Origin of the sequence: Thermoactinomyces vulgaris (genome assembly GCF_003688725.1) — a bacterium.
GTDB lineage: Bacteria > Bacillota > Bacilli > Thermoactinomycetales > Thermoactinomycetaceae > Thermoactinomyces > Thermoactinomyces vulgaris.
In genome coordinates this window covers 441,733-458,389 of record NZ_REFP01000008.1, presented here as the reverse complement: position 1 = coordinate 458,389, position 16,657 = coordinate 441,733, and the positions used below count along the sequence as shown (strand labels likewise).

The 16,657-nt window shown below is 49.6% G+C and carries 14 protein-coding genes; 3 read left to right on the top strand and 11 right to left on the bottom strand.

Translation table 11 applies throughout. The features are described from left to right. Nucleotides 1-137: 137 nt before the first annotated feature. The 4 genes from rpoZ to ATH33_RS06695 all read right to left on the bottom strand — a co-directional run bounded on the left by rpoZ (nucleotide 138) and on the right by ATH33_RS06695 (nucleotide 2,247). Nucleotides 138-332: a DNA-directed RNA polymerase subunit omega gene (gene rpoZ / locus ATH33_RS06710; RefSeq protein ID WP_037994899.1), complete on the bottom strand. Its 195-nt coding sequence runs from the start codon at nucleotides 330-332 to the stop codon at nucleotides 138-140. 18 nt (nucleotides 333-350) lie between these two features. After that, on the bottom strand, nucleotides 351-959 hold the full coding sequence (gene gmk / locus ATH33_RS06705; protein WP_037994901.1) for a guanylate kinase: 609 nt from the start codon (nucleotides 957-959) through the stop codon (nucleotides 351-353). Between the two features lie 13 nt (nucleotides 960-972). After that, entirely contained in the window at nucleotides 973-1,239 is a 267-nt protein-coding gene (remA, locus tag ATH33_RS06700; RefSeq protein WP_037994904.1) for an extracellular matrix/biofilm regulator RemA, read from the bottom strand. A 114-nt stretch (nucleotides 1,240-1,353) separates the two neighbouring features. Then, nucleotides 1,354-2,247, bottom strand: coding sequence for a YicC/YloC family endoribonuclease (locus tag ATH33_RS06695; protein ID WP_121874223.1), 894 nt, complete (start codon nucleotides 2,245-2,247; stop codon nucleotides 1,354-1,356). A 186-nt stretch (nucleotides 2,248-2,433) separates the two neighbouring features. On the opposite strand from ATH33_RS06695, the gene ATH33_RS06690 reads away from it, so the two are divergent. After that, nucleotides 2,434-4,074 (top strand): putative polysaccharide biosynthesis protein, encoded by a 1,641-nt coding sequence (locus ATH33_RS06690; RefSeq protein WP_037994909.1) that lies wholly within the window; start codon nucleotides 2,434-2,436, stop codon nucleotides 4,072-4,074. 50 nt (nucleotides 4,075-4,124) lie between these two features. Here ATH33_RS06690 and bcaP read toward each other — a convergent pair whose 3' ends face one another. From bcaP to ATH33_RS06675, 3 genes are all read right to left on the bottom strand, one after another. Beyond that, the gene (bcaP, locus tag ATH33_RS06685; protein WP_082240642.1) at nucleotides 4,125-5,522 is read right to left on the bottom strand and encodes a branched-chain amino acid transporter BcaP; all 1,398 of its coding nucleotides are present in this window, start codon (nucleotides 5,520-5,522) and stop codon (nucleotides 4,125-4,127) included. 399 nt (nucleotides 5,523-5,921) lie between these two features. Beyond that, on the bottom strand, nucleotides 5,922-6,992 hold the full coding sequence (locus tag ATH33_RS06680) for a M42 family metallopeptidase (RefSeq protein WP_062843164.1): 1,071 nt from the start codon (nucleotides 6,990-6,992) through the stop codon (nucleotides 5,922-5,924). A gap of 255 nt (nucleotides 6,993-7,247) precedes the next feature. Beyond that, nucleotides 7,248-8,603, bottom strand: a complete 1,356-nt coding sequence (locus tag ATH33_RS06675; protein WP_037994913.1) for a glucose-6-phosphate isomerase — start codon at nucleotides 8,601-8,603, stop codon at nucleotides 7,248-7,250. Nucleotides 8,604-8,821: 218 nt separating this feature from the next. Between ATH33_RS06675 and ATH33_RS06670 the strand changes: the two genes are divergently transcribed. Continuing rightward, the gene (locus ATH33_RS06670) at nucleotides 8,822-9,571 is read left to right on the top strand and encodes a DUF3153 domain-containing protein (RefSeq protein WP_037994915.1); all 750 of its coding nucleotides are present in this window, start codon (nucleotides 8,822-8,824) and stop codon (nucleotides 9,569-9,571) included. An 18-nt stretch (nucleotides 9,572-9,589) separates the two neighbouring features. Here the strand turns inward: ATH33_RS06670 and dapF are convergent, their stop codons facing one another. Then, nucleotides 9,590-10,411, bottom strand: coding sequence for a diaminopimelate epimerase (gene dapF / locus ATH33_RS06665; protein ID WP_037994918.1), 822 nt, complete (start codon nucleotides 10,409-10,411; stop codon nucleotides 9,590-9,592). Between the two features lie 27 nt (nucleotides 10,412-10,438). Continuing rightward, nucleotides 10,439-13,180: a calcium-translocating P-type ATPase, SERCA-type gene (locus ATH33_RS06660; protein WP_242062476.1), complete on the bottom strand. Its 2,742-nt coding sequence runs from the start codon at nucleotides 13,178-13,180 to the stop codon at nucleotides 10,439-10,441. A gap of 155 nt (nucleotides 13,181-13,335) precedes the next feature. Between ATH33_RS06660 and ATH33_RS06655 the strand changes: the two genes are divergently transcribed. Further along, nucleotides 13,336-15,057, top strand: a complete 1,722-nt coding sequence (locus ATH33_RS06655) for an Rqc2 family fibronectin-binding protein (RefSeq protein ID WP_037994920.1) — start codon at nucleotides 13,336-13,338, stop codon at nucleotides 15,055-15,057. 284 nt (nucleotides 15,058-15,341) lie between these two features. On the opposite strand, the gene pyrE is transcribed toward ATH33_RS06655, so the two are convergent. Then, nucleotides 15,342-15,914 (bottom strand): orotate phosphoribosyltransferase, encoded by a 573-nt coding sequence (gene pyrE, locus ATH33_RS06650; protein ID WP_037994923.1) that lies wholly within the window; start codon nucleotides 15,912-15,914, stop codon nucleotides 15,342-15,344. 16 nt (nucleotides 15,915-15,930) lie between these two features. After that, nucleotides 15,931-16,644, bottom strand: coding sequence for an orotidine-5'-phosphate decarboxylase (pyrF, locus tag ATH33_RS06645; RefSeq protein ID WP_037994925.1), 714 nt, complete (start codon nucleotides 16,642-16,644; stop codon nucleotides 15,931-15,933). Nucleotides 16,645-16,657 lie beyond the last annotated feature (13 nt).

Genomic DNA, 16,657 nt, shown 5'->3' with positions numbered 1-16,657 from the left:
CCGGATCAATACGCTCTTTCGCCCTCTGCCACCACATCCCTTCGCCTGTTCCAATCCAAACAACCGCTGGGAATGAATGGTGAAATGAAGGATGAGTGCCACATAGAAAAATAACAACCTGTACAGGTTGTTATTTTTCATTCGCGTGATGTCGGGACGAGAATATCAGCTGCAATCTCTTCCAACGCCATTCCCACATATTTTTGGGATTTGGGCTCCAATTGCGTGCTTTCACCTTCCAACAGGCTCCGGGCCCGTTTGGCCGCCAACACCACCAATGAATATTTGCTGTCCGCTTTTTGCATCAATAAATCGATCGATGGATATAACATGATCAAACCCTCCATCCACTACGCGTCTTCACTGATTTTCAACCGATCCGTCCGGCAATGTTCCGCCATCACAATGGCGCGGATCCGTTCGCAAGCTTTGTCCACTTCATCGTTGATGACGACATAATCGTATTGATCGATTTGTTTCAATTCATCGCTTGCCGCTTCAAGCCGGAGGTTCAACACCGATTCGCTTTCGGTTCCCCGATGGATGATCCGTTGACGCAACTCTTCAAACGAAGGGGGAACCAAAAAGATGAAAATGCCTTGCGGATATTTTTCCTTCACCTGCATGGCACCTTGCACTTCAATTTCCAAAACGACATCCCGGCCTTTTGCCAGTGTCTCCTCGACGAAGTGCCGGGGCGTGCCGTAATAGTTTCCCACATATTGAGCCCATTCAATCAGTTCATCTTCTTCAATCATTTTTTCAAACTCTTGGACGGACTTGAAAAAATAGTTGACTCCATCCACTTCTCCTTCACGGGGGGAACGGGTGGTTGCGGAAATCGAATACGTCAGTTCGGGCATCATTTCACGCAATGCTTTGCAAACCGTTCCTTTCCCGACACCGGAAGGTCCGGAAATCACAACCAAAAGCCCTTCATTGACATAATTTGCTTTCATCTCAAAGCCCTTCCTACTCCACAATTTCTTCATGTTGCTCTTTGTTCGCCAAACGGTGAGCCACCGTTTCCGGCTGAACCGCGGATAAAATGACATGGTCGCTGTCCGTGATGATGACCGCCCGGGTCCGGCGTCCATATGTAGCATCAATCAGGACACCGCGTTCCCTCGCTTCCTGAATGATCCGTTTGATGGGAGCCGAATCCGGACTGACAATCGATACAATACGGTTGGCAGATACAATATTTCCAAATCCAATGTTGATTAATTTAATACCCAAATCAAAGTGCCTCCTCACCCATGTTCAATATTCGTTGGGAAAGAGCCTGAATTTCTTAAACCATTGATTACCTACTACGCTATTTTAGACCGTTTCCCCTTAATAATCAATGTATTACTCAATATTTTGCACCTGTTCTTTCATTTTTTCCAGTTCACTTTTGCATTCAATGACATACTTGCTGATCGCCTTTAAGTTGGCTTTGGAGCCGACGGTGTTGACTTCCCGGTTCATTTCCTGGATCAAAAAGTCCAGTTTCCGCCCGATTGGTTCTTCTTTTTCCAACGTTTTTCGAAATTGGTCCATATGGCTTTTCAACCGGATCAACTCTTCGGTGATATCCGCTTTTTCCGCCCAGATCGCCGCTTCCGTCAAGATCCGGTCGGGATCAATGTCAGAATGACCCAGCCATTCCTCCAGCCGCTTCCGCAATTTGTTTCCGACATGCCGGCTCACCTCGGGAGCGAGCTCTTCCATTTCCTCCACATACTCATCCAGGCGGTCCACTCTCTTCATCAGATCCCGGCTCAAATGGATGCCTTCTTGTCTTCGCATTTTTTTCAAAGACGTTAAAGCCGTCTCCACCGAAGCCAAAACGGACTCTTCATACTCCTCCACCGAAGGCTTCACTTCCTCAATCAGCCACAGCTCCGGCTTGTTGATCAAATCCGCCATGGTTAATCCGGGAGCAATCCCCCATTTTTCATTTAAAGTTTTGCCGGCAGAAATAAAACTCTCCAACAGGTTCCAATCCACTTCCGCTTTTCGTTCGGGGGGCTTCATCCCTTCGATGGTGACAAAAATGTCCGCTCTGCCTCTGCGGATCGCTTGCTGGACTTTTTTCCGGATCAAATCTTCCAGTACCATCCACCCGTTTGGCATGCGGATCACCATATCGAGGAAACGATGGTTCATCGTGCGAATCTCGGTGACAATCCGGACTCCGTCCCTTTCGATTTCGCCGCGTCCATATCCTGTCATACTGACTGCATTTGTTATCGTACCCATCTATCCAGCCCTCTCCATCTCATTGTTCATCTTAATGATAATGAACTTGCTCTGGTGAAATCAAACGGAGGATGGACGCAGAATTTCATTTTATTTTACGATTCTCGCCCAATCGATTGTATGCTTCCGGACGGATTCCTGATAGAATAAATCCATATAAATTTTAAAATTAAAGGAAGAAGGAAAATGGCAAATAAACTCGTCAAAGGAACCGTTATATTAAGCATTGCAACGTTATTCACCAAAATTCTCGGTGCTTTGTTCTGGGCCCCGTTTCAAAATATTGCCGGGGACGAAACCGTTGGTCTTTATCGCATATCTTTCCCATTTTACACGATCTTGCTCATGATCGCCTCCGCCGGAATCCCGATCACCGTTTCCAAATTTGTTGCGGAACGGCTGGCCCAAGGGGATCGTTTGGGGGCCCGGCGGGTATTAAAAGCGGCTTCCATCATTTTGAGCCTGACCGGATTGGTCGCCTTTTGCATTTTATTTTTCGGAGCAAAATTCATATCCCATGTGTTGCTTGACAACCCGCCGACCGAGTCTTCCTTGAAAGTTTTGGCCCTGGCCATTTTGATTGTTCCAGTGATGGCGGTTTACCGTGGATATTTCCAAGGACATCAACAAATGATGCCAACCGGCATTTCGCAAGTTGTGGAACAAATCGTTCGCGTGGGTGTGGTGATCGGTCTTACATACTGGATGGTTGAAGCACAATTTTCGCAAGAACTGGTCGCCGCCGGAGCCACTTCCGGAGCTTTTGCCGGGGCGCTGGGCGGGCTGGCCGTCGTGCTTTGGTATAACTTCCGGGACGTAAAGAAACTCAAAAAAGAACCCGTCACCACGGAGCAAGACTCCAAACCAAAAGAGCCCTTGGGCCGGCTGGCCAAGCAAATCGTCCTTTATGCTTTGCCGATCTCACTTGGTTCCCTGGTCCTGCCGTTGATCGGCTTGATTGATTCCTTCACCGTCCCGCGGTTATTGATGAATATGGGATATTCGGAAAGCATGTCCAACACGCTGTTCGGGATTTACGGACGCGGGGAACCTTTTGTCAATGTGATTTCGACCTTTTCCTCTTCGTTGACTTTGGCGCTGATTCCCACCATCTCCGCCCATATTGCCAAACAGGAGATGAAAGCGGTCGAGCACAAAGTCAAACAAGCCTGGTTGATGACCTTGATCGTCAGCTTGCCGTCCGTCATCAGCCTCGTCATTTTGGCCCGGCCGTTAAATATCATGATGTATCAAAACGACAGCGGAACCCTGACCTTGTCCGTTCTGGCTTTCTCCGCCATTTTCAGCACCCTGGCGGTCACCAGTTCCGGCATCCTTCAGGGAATGGGCTACAATAAATTGCCGGTTCGCCATTTGATGATCGGAGCGGTTTGCAAAATGGCCGGAAATTTCGTCTTCGTGCCGTGGTTTGGCATTACCGGTTCTGCCGTCTCCATGGTTTTGGCATATATCATCGTCTGCTTTTTAAACACTTGGATGGTGGTCAAAAAAACCGGCATCCACGTCGATGTCACGCGTCAGTTTGTCAAACCGGCCCTGTGCAGCGGATTGATGGGGATCTTTTTAATCGGCTTGTATACATTGACAACCGGATGGTTTGATCCCTTGCACATTTCGCGTATATCGAACGCCTTGCTGAGCGTTGTTTTGGGGATTTTGGCCGTTCTCATCTACGGCATTTTCTTGTTGATGACGCGAACCATCGGCGAAAATGAAATCCGCCTACTCCCCAAGGGCCATCTGATTTTGTCCTTCCTGAAAAAAACCGGGCTGTTGAGACCGGAAAAACCGGGGATCACTGCATAAAAAAATAAAAAGGCATCTTCGCAAACTGAAGATGCCTTTTTTATTTTGTCTTATTGTTGATTTAACAAAGAATGCCTCCGGGAATACGTGAAGTAAATGATAAGTCCGACCAAAAACCAGACTGCAAAGGCAATCCAGGTAAAGACAGCCAGATTGGAAATCAAGAACAAACAGGCAAAAATGGCGATTGCCGGAATCACCGGAACTCCCGGGCAACGGAACGGACGCGGCAAATCAGGCTGGGTATAACGCAGGATAATCACGCCGAGCGAAACAACCGTAAACGCAAAGAGCGTTCCGATGTTCACAAGTTCCGCCAATTTCTCCAAAGGCAGAAGCGCTCCGACAAAAGCCGCAATGGTTCCGATAATCCATGTGCTGGTGTACGGTGTTTTATATTTGGGATGAACCCAGGAAAACGCCTTTGGCAACAAACCGTCCCGGGACATGGAGAAGAAAATCCGGGTTTGCCCGTAAAGCATTACCAAAATCACGGTGGTCATCCCCATGATTGCCCCCAGATCGATTACACCGGCAAACCAATCTTGCTGCGCTTTCTGCAAGGCCAGCGAAATCGGGTGAGAAAGGTCTTTGGCAAACTCCTGATACGGAACAATCCCCGTCATCACCAGTGTTACAATCACATACAGCAACGCGCAAATCCCGAGCGAGGTCAACAAACCGATCGGCAAATCCCGTTTGGGATTCCGTGTTTCTTCTGCAGCTGCAGCAACCGCATCAAACCCGATAAAAGCAAAGAATACAAGAGCGGCTGCGGAAAAAATCCCCTCAAATCCAAACGGGGCAAACGGCTCCCAGTTGGACGGCTTCACATAAAATGCCCCCACGATGATAAAGAGCAGAACCACAGCCACTTTAATGATCACCATGATATTATTGGCCTTTTTCGACTCCGTGATTCCGCGCGAGAGCAAAAACGTAATGATCATGACAATCAAAAATGCAGGCAAATTAAAATAGGTGGTGACTCCTTCCACCGCTCCGGGTGCCGCGGTCAGTGCATCCGGAAAATGAATACCAAAACCACCCAGCAAGGATTGGAAATAACCCGACCAACCCACCGAAACCGAACTGACTGCGAACATGTATTCCAACACCAAATCCCAACCGATAATCCATGCGATAATTTCTCCCAAGGTTGCATAACTGTACGTATAAGCGGATCCTGAAACCGGAGCCATCGATGCGAATTCAGCATAAGCCAGTGCCGAAAACGCACAAGCGATGGCGGCAATGACAAAGGAAACGGCAAGGGCCGGACCCGCTTTGAGTGCACCGGCTCCCGTCAGCACGAAGATGCCTGTGCCGATGACCGCCCCGATTCCAAGCATGGTTAAATCAAAGGCGCCTAAGTCCCGCTTTAATTTTCCTCCTTTTTGCGACTCCGCAAGTGCATTGGAAATGTCTTTTTTCCGGAATAAATTCACCTGTCTCTCCTCCTGTATATAGGGCGTCCATTTCAATCAAATCAACTAATCGTCACAGCTTTTTTCATTTTGTCCCGAAATCGGTCAACCATCACAAAAACGCCATTGTTTTTTTATTTGAATATTTCAAAATACACTGATGAAATAAAACGAACCACCTCTCCCTTTGATCGACTTTAGCCATTTTTCCAACAATTCATCCTTTTTGGAACAAAAAACACGAATATGATTTCAAATAAAACTATTTATATATTAATTAATTTGCTTGTTATTTTCAACTAATAAAAAATATTTTTGGTATAACTTGGAGGAAATGGCTTCACAAACAGGATCCTTTTTGTAAGCGGTTTCAGCGGAGTTTGGCCGGATAAACGGTATCCAGCCAATCTCCGCCGGTAATTATAACCAGCTGTCCAACGTGTTTTGGTCCAATTTTTTGATGACGGCCGTCAACAACCGGGCAGCCTGTTCAAAATCATGCCTGGACATCAATGAATTATGACTGTGTACATACCGGGTGGGGAAACCGATCACCACCGTCGGGCATCCGGTTCCGTGCAAATGGAATTTTGCCCCGTCGGTCCCGCCGCCCATCAAAGCATCCACCTGCAATGGAATTTCCAACTCTTCAGCGGTATCCATCACCAAATTTCTCAATCCGGTATGCGGGATCATGGTATAATCCATGATAAACATCAACGGGCCTTCCCCCATCGCCGCTTCCCCGGGATGTCCTTCAAAGCCCGGAATGTCATAAGCCATCCCAACATCCAACGCAAAGGCAATGTCGGGCTTCACCAATTCCGCGAGCGTTCCCGCTCCCCGCACGCCGACTTCTTCTTGCACGGTGGCTCCGCCGTAGACAACATTGGGATGCGCCTCATCTTTCAGTTGCCTCAACACCTCAAGGGCCAGCGCACAACCCGCGCGATTATCCAGCGCTTTTCCTCCCCAAATCTTTCCGTCTTGCATGGTGAAAAAATCGGATACCGGAACCACGCTGTCTCCCGGACGAATCCCCATTTCTTCGGCTTCCGCCCGGCTTTTCGCACCGATATCAATGAACATTTCCTTGATGTTCATGACTTTTTTCCGTTCTTCCGCTTTTAAGGCATGAGGCGGTTTCGAACCGATCACTCCCAAGTATTCGCCTTTGCGGGATTGAACCACCACACGGTGGGATAACATATTGTGTGCCCACCAACCGCCCAATGGTTGAAACTTTAAAAAGCCTTTCTCGGTAATGTATGTAACCATGAAACCGATTTCATCAAGATGCCCGGCAAGCAAGATTTTGGGTCCGGCGGCATCTCCCGTTTTTTTCCCGGCCAGTCCCCCGAGACGGTCGGTCAGGATCTCCTCCGACAACGGTTCCAAATGTTTTTGGAACACTTGCCTGACTCCTCTTTCATTTCCTGGAACCCCTTTGGCATTGACCAGTTCCTCCATCAAATTTTGCAAAGCGTCCATAGAATCTGTCCTCCTGCCTTTATAGCCTCTGTGATGGATCGATAAAAATGACTTATTTTTTTATTATCACATAAAATTTATAATATATGCAATAACAGAGCAAATCGCTCCGCACGCCTCCAAACGGATTTGTCAATCAACTTCTGGATGGTTCTCCATCCCGCTCGCGTTTTCATGCTTAAAAAGCCTGCAAATAAAAAAATCCGGCTCATCGGAAGGATGAAACCGGATGGGTCCAAACCAAGTGGCAACGTTTCAGAAATTCAACCGTTTGAGCAATTCTTCTTTTTCTTTTTCGAACCCTGGCTTTCCGAGCAAGGCAAACATGTTCTTTTTGTAAGCTTCCACCCCGGGTTGGTCAAACGGATTAACCCCCAACAAATACCCGCTGATTCCACACGCTTTTTCAAAGAAATACACCAGTTGTCCGAATGCATACGGACTGTGCTCGCTCACGGAGACCACCAGGTTGGGCACATGGCCGTCCGTATGGGCCAGCATGGTTCCTTCAAAAGCCTTGCGATTGACAAAATCCAGTTCTTTGCCCGCCAGGTAGTTCAGTCCGTCCAAGTCACCGGCATCTTCCGGAAGGGTGACGGATTTGCGGGATTTTTCCACAAACACCACGGTTTCGAAAATGTTGCGCAAGCCTTCCTGAATGTATTGCCCCATGGAATGCAGGTCGGTGGTGAAATTGACTGATGCCGGGAAAATTCCTTTTTGGTCTTTTCCTTCACTTTCCCCGTAGAGCTGTTTCCACCACTCGCTGAAATATTGCAAAGACGGATCATAGTTGACAAGAATCTCGGTGGTTTTTCCTTTGCGGTACAACGCATTTCGCACCAATGCATATTGGTAGCTCTCATTTTCCGCCAACTCCGGATTCCCGTACCGTTTCATCCCAGCCCGGGCTCCCGCCATCATTTCATCGATGTCGATTCCGGCCGTGGCAATCGGCAAAAGCCCGACAGCGGTCAACACCGAGTAGCGTCCGCCCACATCGTCCGGAATGACAAATGTTTCATATCCTTCTTCATCGGCCAATTTTTTCAAAGCGCCTTTTTTCCGGTCGGTGGTGGCATAAATCCGGCGACGGGCTTCTTCTTTTCCGTAGCGTTTCTCCATGTACTCACGGAAAATCCGGAAAGCAATGGCCGGTTCCGTTGTGGTTCCGGATTTGGAAATCACATTGACACTGACTTCTTTTCCTTCCAGCACCTCCAACAGATCCGCCACATAAGTGGAAGCAATGTGATGGCCCACAAAATAGATTTCCGGCACTTTTCGCCCGGTTTTCGCCAATTGGTTATGAAACGTATGGGTCAACATTTCAATCGCTGCACGCGCTCCCAAATAGGAACCGCCGATCCCGATCACCACCAGGGCGTCCGAGTCGGATTGAATTTTTTGCGCCGCCTTTTTAATCCGCTCATACTCTTCGCGGTCATATTTTTCCGGCAGTTCCAGCCAACCGAGAAAATCAGATCCGGCTCCGGTGCCCGTATGTAGCAATTCGTGCGCCATTTTGACCGCCGGAGCCATCTGATCGATTTCCTGCCCGCTGAAAAAAGCTTTGGCTTTGGTGTAATCAAACGTAATCACGTTTTTCATGTTTTTTCACCCTCATTCTCCGATTCCTGGTTTTACGGTTTTTCCATGAATAAACCAATCTTCATTTTAATGTAACCGATAAGTCATTTCAAAAAACAATCAAGGAGCATGTTCAAACGAAAGCGTTCCCATTTCTACATTTCCCCGATTTGTTCCGGTTCATTTGAAGCAAATGATGATTCCGTGTATAATCCAGAAAAAAGTCAAAGGGGATTGTTATGCACAGACGAAATCATCTGATCCTGACGCTGATCTGTCTGTCTTTTTTTCTGTTCTTCACCGGATGTGTCCAAGCCGACATTCATGTGGACATCCACCGCGACGGATCCGGAACCTACCAAGTGAAAATCCTCACCAATGATTTGATCCTCACCAATCTGGGCAATGTCAAAACCCGGCTGAAGCAGCAAGGATTTCAGCTGCGGGAGATTTCAGAAGGATCCCAAAAAGGCTTTGTGGCCGAAAAAAGGGTCCAAAGCGTGATCGAGGAACCACCATCAAAAACCTTTGAGTCTCTGCAACCGACCGGCTCTGCACCTGCATCGGGGCCAAAAGACGACGGCGGTTTAAACGTGGAACATCAATTTTTCACCTCCCAGATCATTTATCGGGATGTGATCGACTTTTCGGATGAAATGCCCCGGCAAGACCTGGCGGAATGGATTCTGGAACAAATGAATTTCCGTTTTCATCTCACCACTCCGCTTCAAGCGGACGAACATAACGCAACCTCCGTGGAAAACGGCGGAAAAACCTTGACATGGCAGATCGATCCGGCCAAGCCCAATCCTGTCTATGTTGTTTATGTCATTCCCAATCCCTATACATGGAGTGTGATTTTGCTGATCGCCATCATCGGTTTGGTCGCCGGGATCATTTGGGGGATCCGCATGCGCCGCAGCAAAAAAAGAACAGGAGATTCCACAACAGAACCTCCCGTTTCCTTCCGTTGGGACAACCGAAAGTAATCAGCCACGGGTATGGCGTCAGTCCAGCCATACCCCTTCATAAACAAATTCAGCTGGCCCCGTCATATAAACATGTTGATCTTGTTCATTCCATTCGATGAGCAATTCGCCTCCCAAAAGCTTTACCCGGGCCGTCCGGTCAAGGCGGCCGGCAAGCACCCCCGCCACGACCGTCGCACAAGCGCCGGAGCCGCAAGCCATGGTTTGCCCGACGCCCCGCTCCCACACACGCATCCATACCTCTTGTGGCGACTGGAACGTGACAAACTCGATGTTTGCTTTTTGCGGAAACATATCATGTTTTTCCAGAACGGGTCCCCACTTTTCGACCGGAAACTTGTCTAAATCCTCCACTTCAATCACCGCATGAGGATTCCCCATGGACACGGCCGAAAACCGAAATGAGACCCCGTCCGCTTCAATCGTTTGGTTCACCGCTTTTTCCCCGCTCAACCGGACGGGAATCTCCGCTGGTGCCAAAACGGGTTTCCCCATATCCACCCTCACGTTTTTCCCATCCGTCCAAACCGGTTGCACCCCCACTTTGGTTTCGATCGCAAACGTATTTTTCCGGCTTGAAATTTTTTCATAATAATATTTGGCCACACAGCGCATGGCATTGCCGCATTGTTCCGCCATCGATCCGTCCGAATTAAAGATCCGCATGGAAAGATCCGCTTGATCGGACGGATACATCACCACCAGGCCATCCGCACCGGCTCCCGTGTGTCGGTCACACATCTTCCGTGCCAACGCCGAACATTCATCAAAAGACGGCTTTTGGGTCTGGTGGATGAGAATAAAGTCGTTTCCAAGTCCGTGCATTTTCGTGAAATTCATGATGTCGTTCTTTTCTCCTTCCCATCATCACTGTACGACGGTTTTCATCGGTTTGCGGTAAAAAACCGTGCGCAGGACATCGAACAATCCGGCCAGAATGACGGGCATCGTGGAAGTCACCGTTACAAGGATCCATTCCCTGAGACCGAGCGGGACCGTGTGGAAGACCGGCCCGAGCGGCGGATAATAAATCACACCCAGCAAGAGAACAGCCGAAGACAACACAGCCAACACCAACATGGGGTTATCCAGCGGCGTGCGTTGGAAAATCGTCCCTTGCGAACGGCAATCAAACACATAAATCAACTGGGAAAGGACCAGTGTGGCAAAGGCAACCGTTTGTGCCCGCACCAGATTCTCCGGCGTTTCGACATAAGAAATCCAAAAAGCGGCCAAAGAGCAAAATCCGATAAGCAGACCGCGGGTCACAATTTTCCATCCGACGCCGCGGGCAAAAATGCTTTCCCGGCTGTCGCGCGGCGGCCGCTGCATCGCATTTGCCTCCGCCGGATCCACTCCGAGGGCCATGGCCGGCAATCCGTCCGTCACCAGATTCACCCACAAGATCTGGATCGGTACAAGCGGCAAAGGCAAACTTGCCAGCATCGCCAAAAACATGATCAAAATCTCCCCGACATTGCTTGCCAACAAATAACTGATGAATTTCCGGATATTTTCGTATATATTCCGGCCTTCTTCCACGGCCGCTACGATGGTGGCAAAATTATCATCGGCCAGGATGAGCGAAGAGGCTTCCTTGGACACATCCGTCCCCATGCCTCCCATGGCAATCCCGATATCCGCCGCTTTAATCGCCGGGGCATCATTCACTCCGTCGCCCGTCATCGCAACAACATGTCCTTTTTTCTGCAATGCTTTGACAATCCGCAATTTATGTTCGGGCGAGACCCGTGCATACACATCCACATCATTGACAATCTTGATAAACTCTTCGTCCTTCATATTGTAAAGATCTTGTCCGGTCAGTGTCAAACCGCCGGGCCGCTTGATCTCCAGCTCAGCAGCAATGGCTTCGGCCGTCGCCTGATGATCCCCGGTAATCATGACCGTCTTGATCCCGGCCTGCCGGCTCTGCTGGATGGCTTCTTTCACGCCGGGACGGGGCGGATCCATCATGCCCGTCAGCCCGACAAAAATCAAGCGTTGTTCCATTTGCCAATCTATTGAGTCCGGGTTGGCCGGTTTGATTTCCCGATAGGCAAAGGCGAGATTCCGCAATGCTTTGGCTGCCAATTGCTCATTCATTTGCATGATTTTTTTGCGCTTGGCTTCCGTCAAAGGCACCACTTTCCCATCCGTCAGAAGATGGGTGCATTTATTCAACAGAACATCCGGCGCCCCTTTGGAAAAAAGAAAATGTTTCCCCGCCTGTTTCACCCAGACCGACATCATCTTGCGCTCGGAATCGAAAGGAAATTCTTTTACCCGTTCCCACTTTTTGTCCAAATGTTTCCGGTCAAATCCCGCTTTTTGCGCAACAACCAGCAGCGCTCCTTCCGTGGGATCGCCGTCCAATTCCCATTGACTCTTTTTGTTTAACAACCCTTTTTTACTTTTTTGGATAAATGACGCATTATTGCATAAGGCCGCAATCTCCATCAGCCTTTTCAAGGACTCCCACTTTTGGACATCCACTTTTTTCTGCTCCAACAAAATGTCCCCCCCGGGATCATAACCGTTCCCGGTCACTTGAAACAGCACCTGATCCGCCCAAATGTGGGTCACCATCATTTTGTTTTGCGTCAATGTTCCGGTTTTATCCGAGCAAATCACCGTTGCACAGCCCAAAGTTTCCACCGACGGAAGTTTGCGGACGATAGCCTGCCGTTTGATCATCCGTTGCACACCCAAGGCCAGCGCAATCGTCACAATCGCCGGCAACCCTTCAGGAATGGCGGCAACCGCCAATGAAACCCCGGCCAGGAACATCTGATACACATCATGCCCGTGAATGATTCCGGTCACAACAACCATCGCGGTCAAAATGAGGGACACAACAATCAGCACTTTTCCCAGTTGCTCCAACCGGCGCTTCAATGGAGTGTCCGTCCCTTCGGCCGTTTTGATTAAATGGGCGATTCTTCCCATCTCCGTGGCCATTCCTGTGGAAACGACAATGCCCGTTCCACTCCCCCGCACGACCATGGTCCCCATATATCCCATGTTTTTCCGGTCACCGATGGCCACATCCTGCCGCAAGAGCGCTTCGCTTTGTTTTTTAACCGGAACCGATTCTCCGGTCAGGGCTGATTCTTCAACGTATAAGCTTTCCGTATGGATCCAGCGCACATCGGCCGGGATCCGGTCCCCGCTTTCTACGGACACGATATCCCCGGGAACCAGCCGGAAAGCTTCGATTTTTTTCCACTCCCCATCCCGTTTGACTTTGGCAACCGGCGCCGATAATTTTTTCAAAGCCTGCAGGGACTTTTCCGCACGCATCTCCTGAAAAAATCCCAGTCCCGCGTTTAAGATGATAATTGCAATGATGGCTACGGCATCGGTGTATTCTCCCAGCAATCCGGAAATCAACGTCGCCGCCAATAAAACCAAAACCATGAAATCCTTGAATTGATCGACAAACAAAGCAAAAAGGGAAGATTTTTCCCCTTCCGACAACTGATTGAGTCCGGTCTGCTTAAGTCGTTCTTGCGCCTCTTTGTCATGGAGTCCAACGGATGGATTCACCTGAAAGTGAGAAGCAACATCCTCTGTCTCCCAGTCAATCCAACGTCCTTGCTCTGCCAAGATTCTTCCTCCTTTTTCCGGAACGATTACTTTCAATGTATTCAGACGAGCTGTCAAACATACCTGAACCGGACAATCGGATTTCCGTCGGAACCAAGATATTGTAAAATGGAAAAGTGTGATGACTTTTGAAACTGGAATAAAGGATGAAACCTATGTCATATGACGGATTGGTCACCCGGGCTGTGGTGAAGGAACTCAATCAGGCACTTGCCGGCGGCAGAATCACCAAAATCTATCAACCGGGTGAATTTGAATTGCTTTTGGTGATTCGCTCGCAAGGAAAAAATCATAAATGTCTGCTTTCGGCCCATCCGGCCTATCCCCGTGTCCAACTGACCCGGTCTTCTTACGAGAATCCCAAAGAACCTCCGATGTTTTGCCGTTTGGTCCGGAAACACCTGGACGGCGGAATCATAGAAAGCGTGGACCAAATCGGATTGGAACGAATCGTCCACCTCCATCTTCGCGCCAAAAATGAATTGGGGGACTTCGTTTCGCGCAAGCTGGTCGTCGAAATCATGGGCCGGCACAGCAATATTATTTTGGTGGATCCTGACACAGGCACCGTCCTTGACGGAATTCGACGGGTCAGCCATGCCATGAGCCAATACCGGCAAATCTATCCGGGGGCTTCCTACACGGAACCGCCATCGCAAAACAAGGAAAATCCGCTGGAAGTGACAAAAGAGCGGTTTATCGCCGGGTTTGATTACAACCAAGGCCGTTTGGACAAACAAATCGTCCAGCGGTTCACCGGAATCAGCCCGCTCATTGCCAAAGAAATCATTCACCGGGCCGGATTGGGCAGCCGTGACCAACTGTGGGAAGCTTTCTCCCGATTGATGGAGAAGGCCAAGAATCACGAGTATGCCCCCGCGATCATGCAAACAGGGAAAAAGACCGTATTTTCCGTGTGGCCGCTTTCCCATATGGAAGAAACCGTCTATCGCACGGATTCCATCAGCCAACTTTTGGACCATTTTTATTACGGCAAAGCCGAACGCGACCGGATCCGCCAGCAAACCTCCCAGCTGATGCGCAAGTTAAAAAACGAAGTGGATAAAAACAAGAAAAAGATCAAGATCTTGCAAAAAGAATTGAAACAAGCAGAAAAAGCGGACCATTACCGCATTCTGGGAGAATTGGTCACAGCCAACCTGCACCAAATCAAGCGGGGGGAAAAAACGGTTGAGGTGATCAATTTTTACGACCCGGATGCCCCGGCCCTGACAATTGAACTCGATCCCACCCTCAGCCCGGCGGAAAACGCGCAACGATACTTTAAAAAATACAACAAATTAAAAGCATCCCTAAAATGGAACCAAGAACAGATCGAAAAATCCCGGGCCGACATCGAATATCTTGAATCGGTCCTTACCCAAATCGAAAATGCCGGGTTAAAAGATATTGAGCAGATTCAGGAAGAATTGGCGGAAGAAGGGTGGCTGAAAAAAACTTCCCGGCAAAACAAGCCGCGTAAAAAAGAAGCTCCCGTCCCTTATGAGGCGACGGCAAGTGACGGAACCCCGATTCTGATCGGGAAGAACAACAAACAAAACGACTATTTAACCCACAAGCTGGCCGCTTCCTCCCATATCTGGCTGCACACCAAAGACATTCCCGGTTCGCATGTCGTCATTCGCGCCAGCCAGGTCCGGGACGAAACGCTCTTGGAAGCCGCCATGTTGGCCGCCTATTTCAGCAAAGCCCGGGATTCCTCCCAAGTGCCGGTCGATTACACACAGATCAAACATGTCAAAAAACCGGCCGGCGCCCGCCCCGGCTTTGTCACTTACGATCATCAACAAACGATCTATGTCACGCCGGAAAAAGAAGTGATTATGCGGCTTTTAAACAATCAAAACCTAAAATAACAGAAGAAAGGAGTCAGATTTCCTCTGACTCCTTAAATTTTGCAAAACGCAATTAATAACAGGATGCAGCCTGCCCCTTCATCATGGATCACTTTTCCGGATCAAGCCGCCTGAGCGCCCCGGTGGATTTTGGTCTTTGGTCACCTGGGCAGTTGACCGGTTTAGCAGATGATGAAATGAGAAAAATGAACACGCTCTTGCTCCATGCTTTTTCCGGGTTTTCCCCCGACCGGCTTGCAAAACAAAAAGGCCCCGCCTTGGCGAAGCCTTTGGGACCGCGATCGTCATCGGTTTCCGCGGCTTCCCGGTTTTGTGACGGGGATCCCTTTTTTGCACAGGGGACAATCTTTGGAGTCAAAACTTTCGATCTCCACCTTCTTTAAAGCCAGGTAAGGCTGGCGAAACGGATTTTGCCCGCCGGTCCGGTCCACAATGGAACCGACGCCCACAACGTCTGCTTTTCTTTCTTCCAAGAGCCCGATCACTTCTTTGACCGATCCTCCGGTGGTCACCACGTCTTCCACCACCAATACCTTTTGGCCGGGAGCGACTTCAAAACCACGCCGAAGTTGCATCACCCCGTCTTTTCTCTCAGCAAAAATACATGGCACATTCAGGGCGCGGGCCACCTCATGGGCGATGATGACTCCACCGAGTGCCGGCCCGGCCACCAGATCCACGGAAATGCCTGCAAATTTTTTGGCCAACGCTTGTCCCGTTTTTTCGGCATCATCCGGATGCATCAAAAGCTGTGCACATTGCATATACCGGGCGCTGTGGCGACCCGAGGACAAAAGGAAGTGTCCTTCTTTCAGCACCTCTCTTCGTTTCATCGCTTTTTCCAAGGACCAAGCCATCTGTTCCACTCCTTTTTTAACAAATCTCTTCCACCAGGGACTGAAAGGCTTTTTTCGGATCCGGCGCTTGTGTCACCGGCCGGCCGACCACCAGGTAATCGGCTCCGTTCAACACAGCTTCCCGGGGAGTGACGATTCGTTTCTGATCGTTATTTGAAAAGCCTTGGGGGCGGATGCCGGGTGTCACCGCCAAAAATCCCGGTCCGGCCGCTTGTTTGACCCACCGGGCTTCCAACCCCGAACAAATCACCCCGTCCATCCCGGCATCGCAGGCCAACGACGCCAATTTCTGCACGGACTCACGTACATTCCCCGGGATGCCGAGTTCCTGGTTTAACATCCTCTGATCCGTGCTTGTCAGCTGGGTCACCGCCAGCAATTTCAACCGGCGGGATCCACCGGCATGTTTCTCGGCAATCTCCCGCGCTTTCTCCATCATTTTTCTGCCGCCGGAAGCATGGATGGTGACAAAATCCACCCCCAACCGGCTGAGCGATTCGATCCCCTTGGCCACCGTATTGGGGATGTCGTGAAGTTTCAAATCCAAAAAGATGGTATCGCCGGCATTTTTTCGTTTCTCCACCCATTGGGGTCCCGCGGAGAAAAACAGCTGATACCCCACTTTGATCAATGGCCGTTCGCCCGGGTCCCAAAGGGAAAGCAAGCGGTCTGCCTGCTTCTCATCCGGAACATCCAACGCGAGAAAGATACGATTTTGCGGATTTTCCATGGTTCCTCCTCCT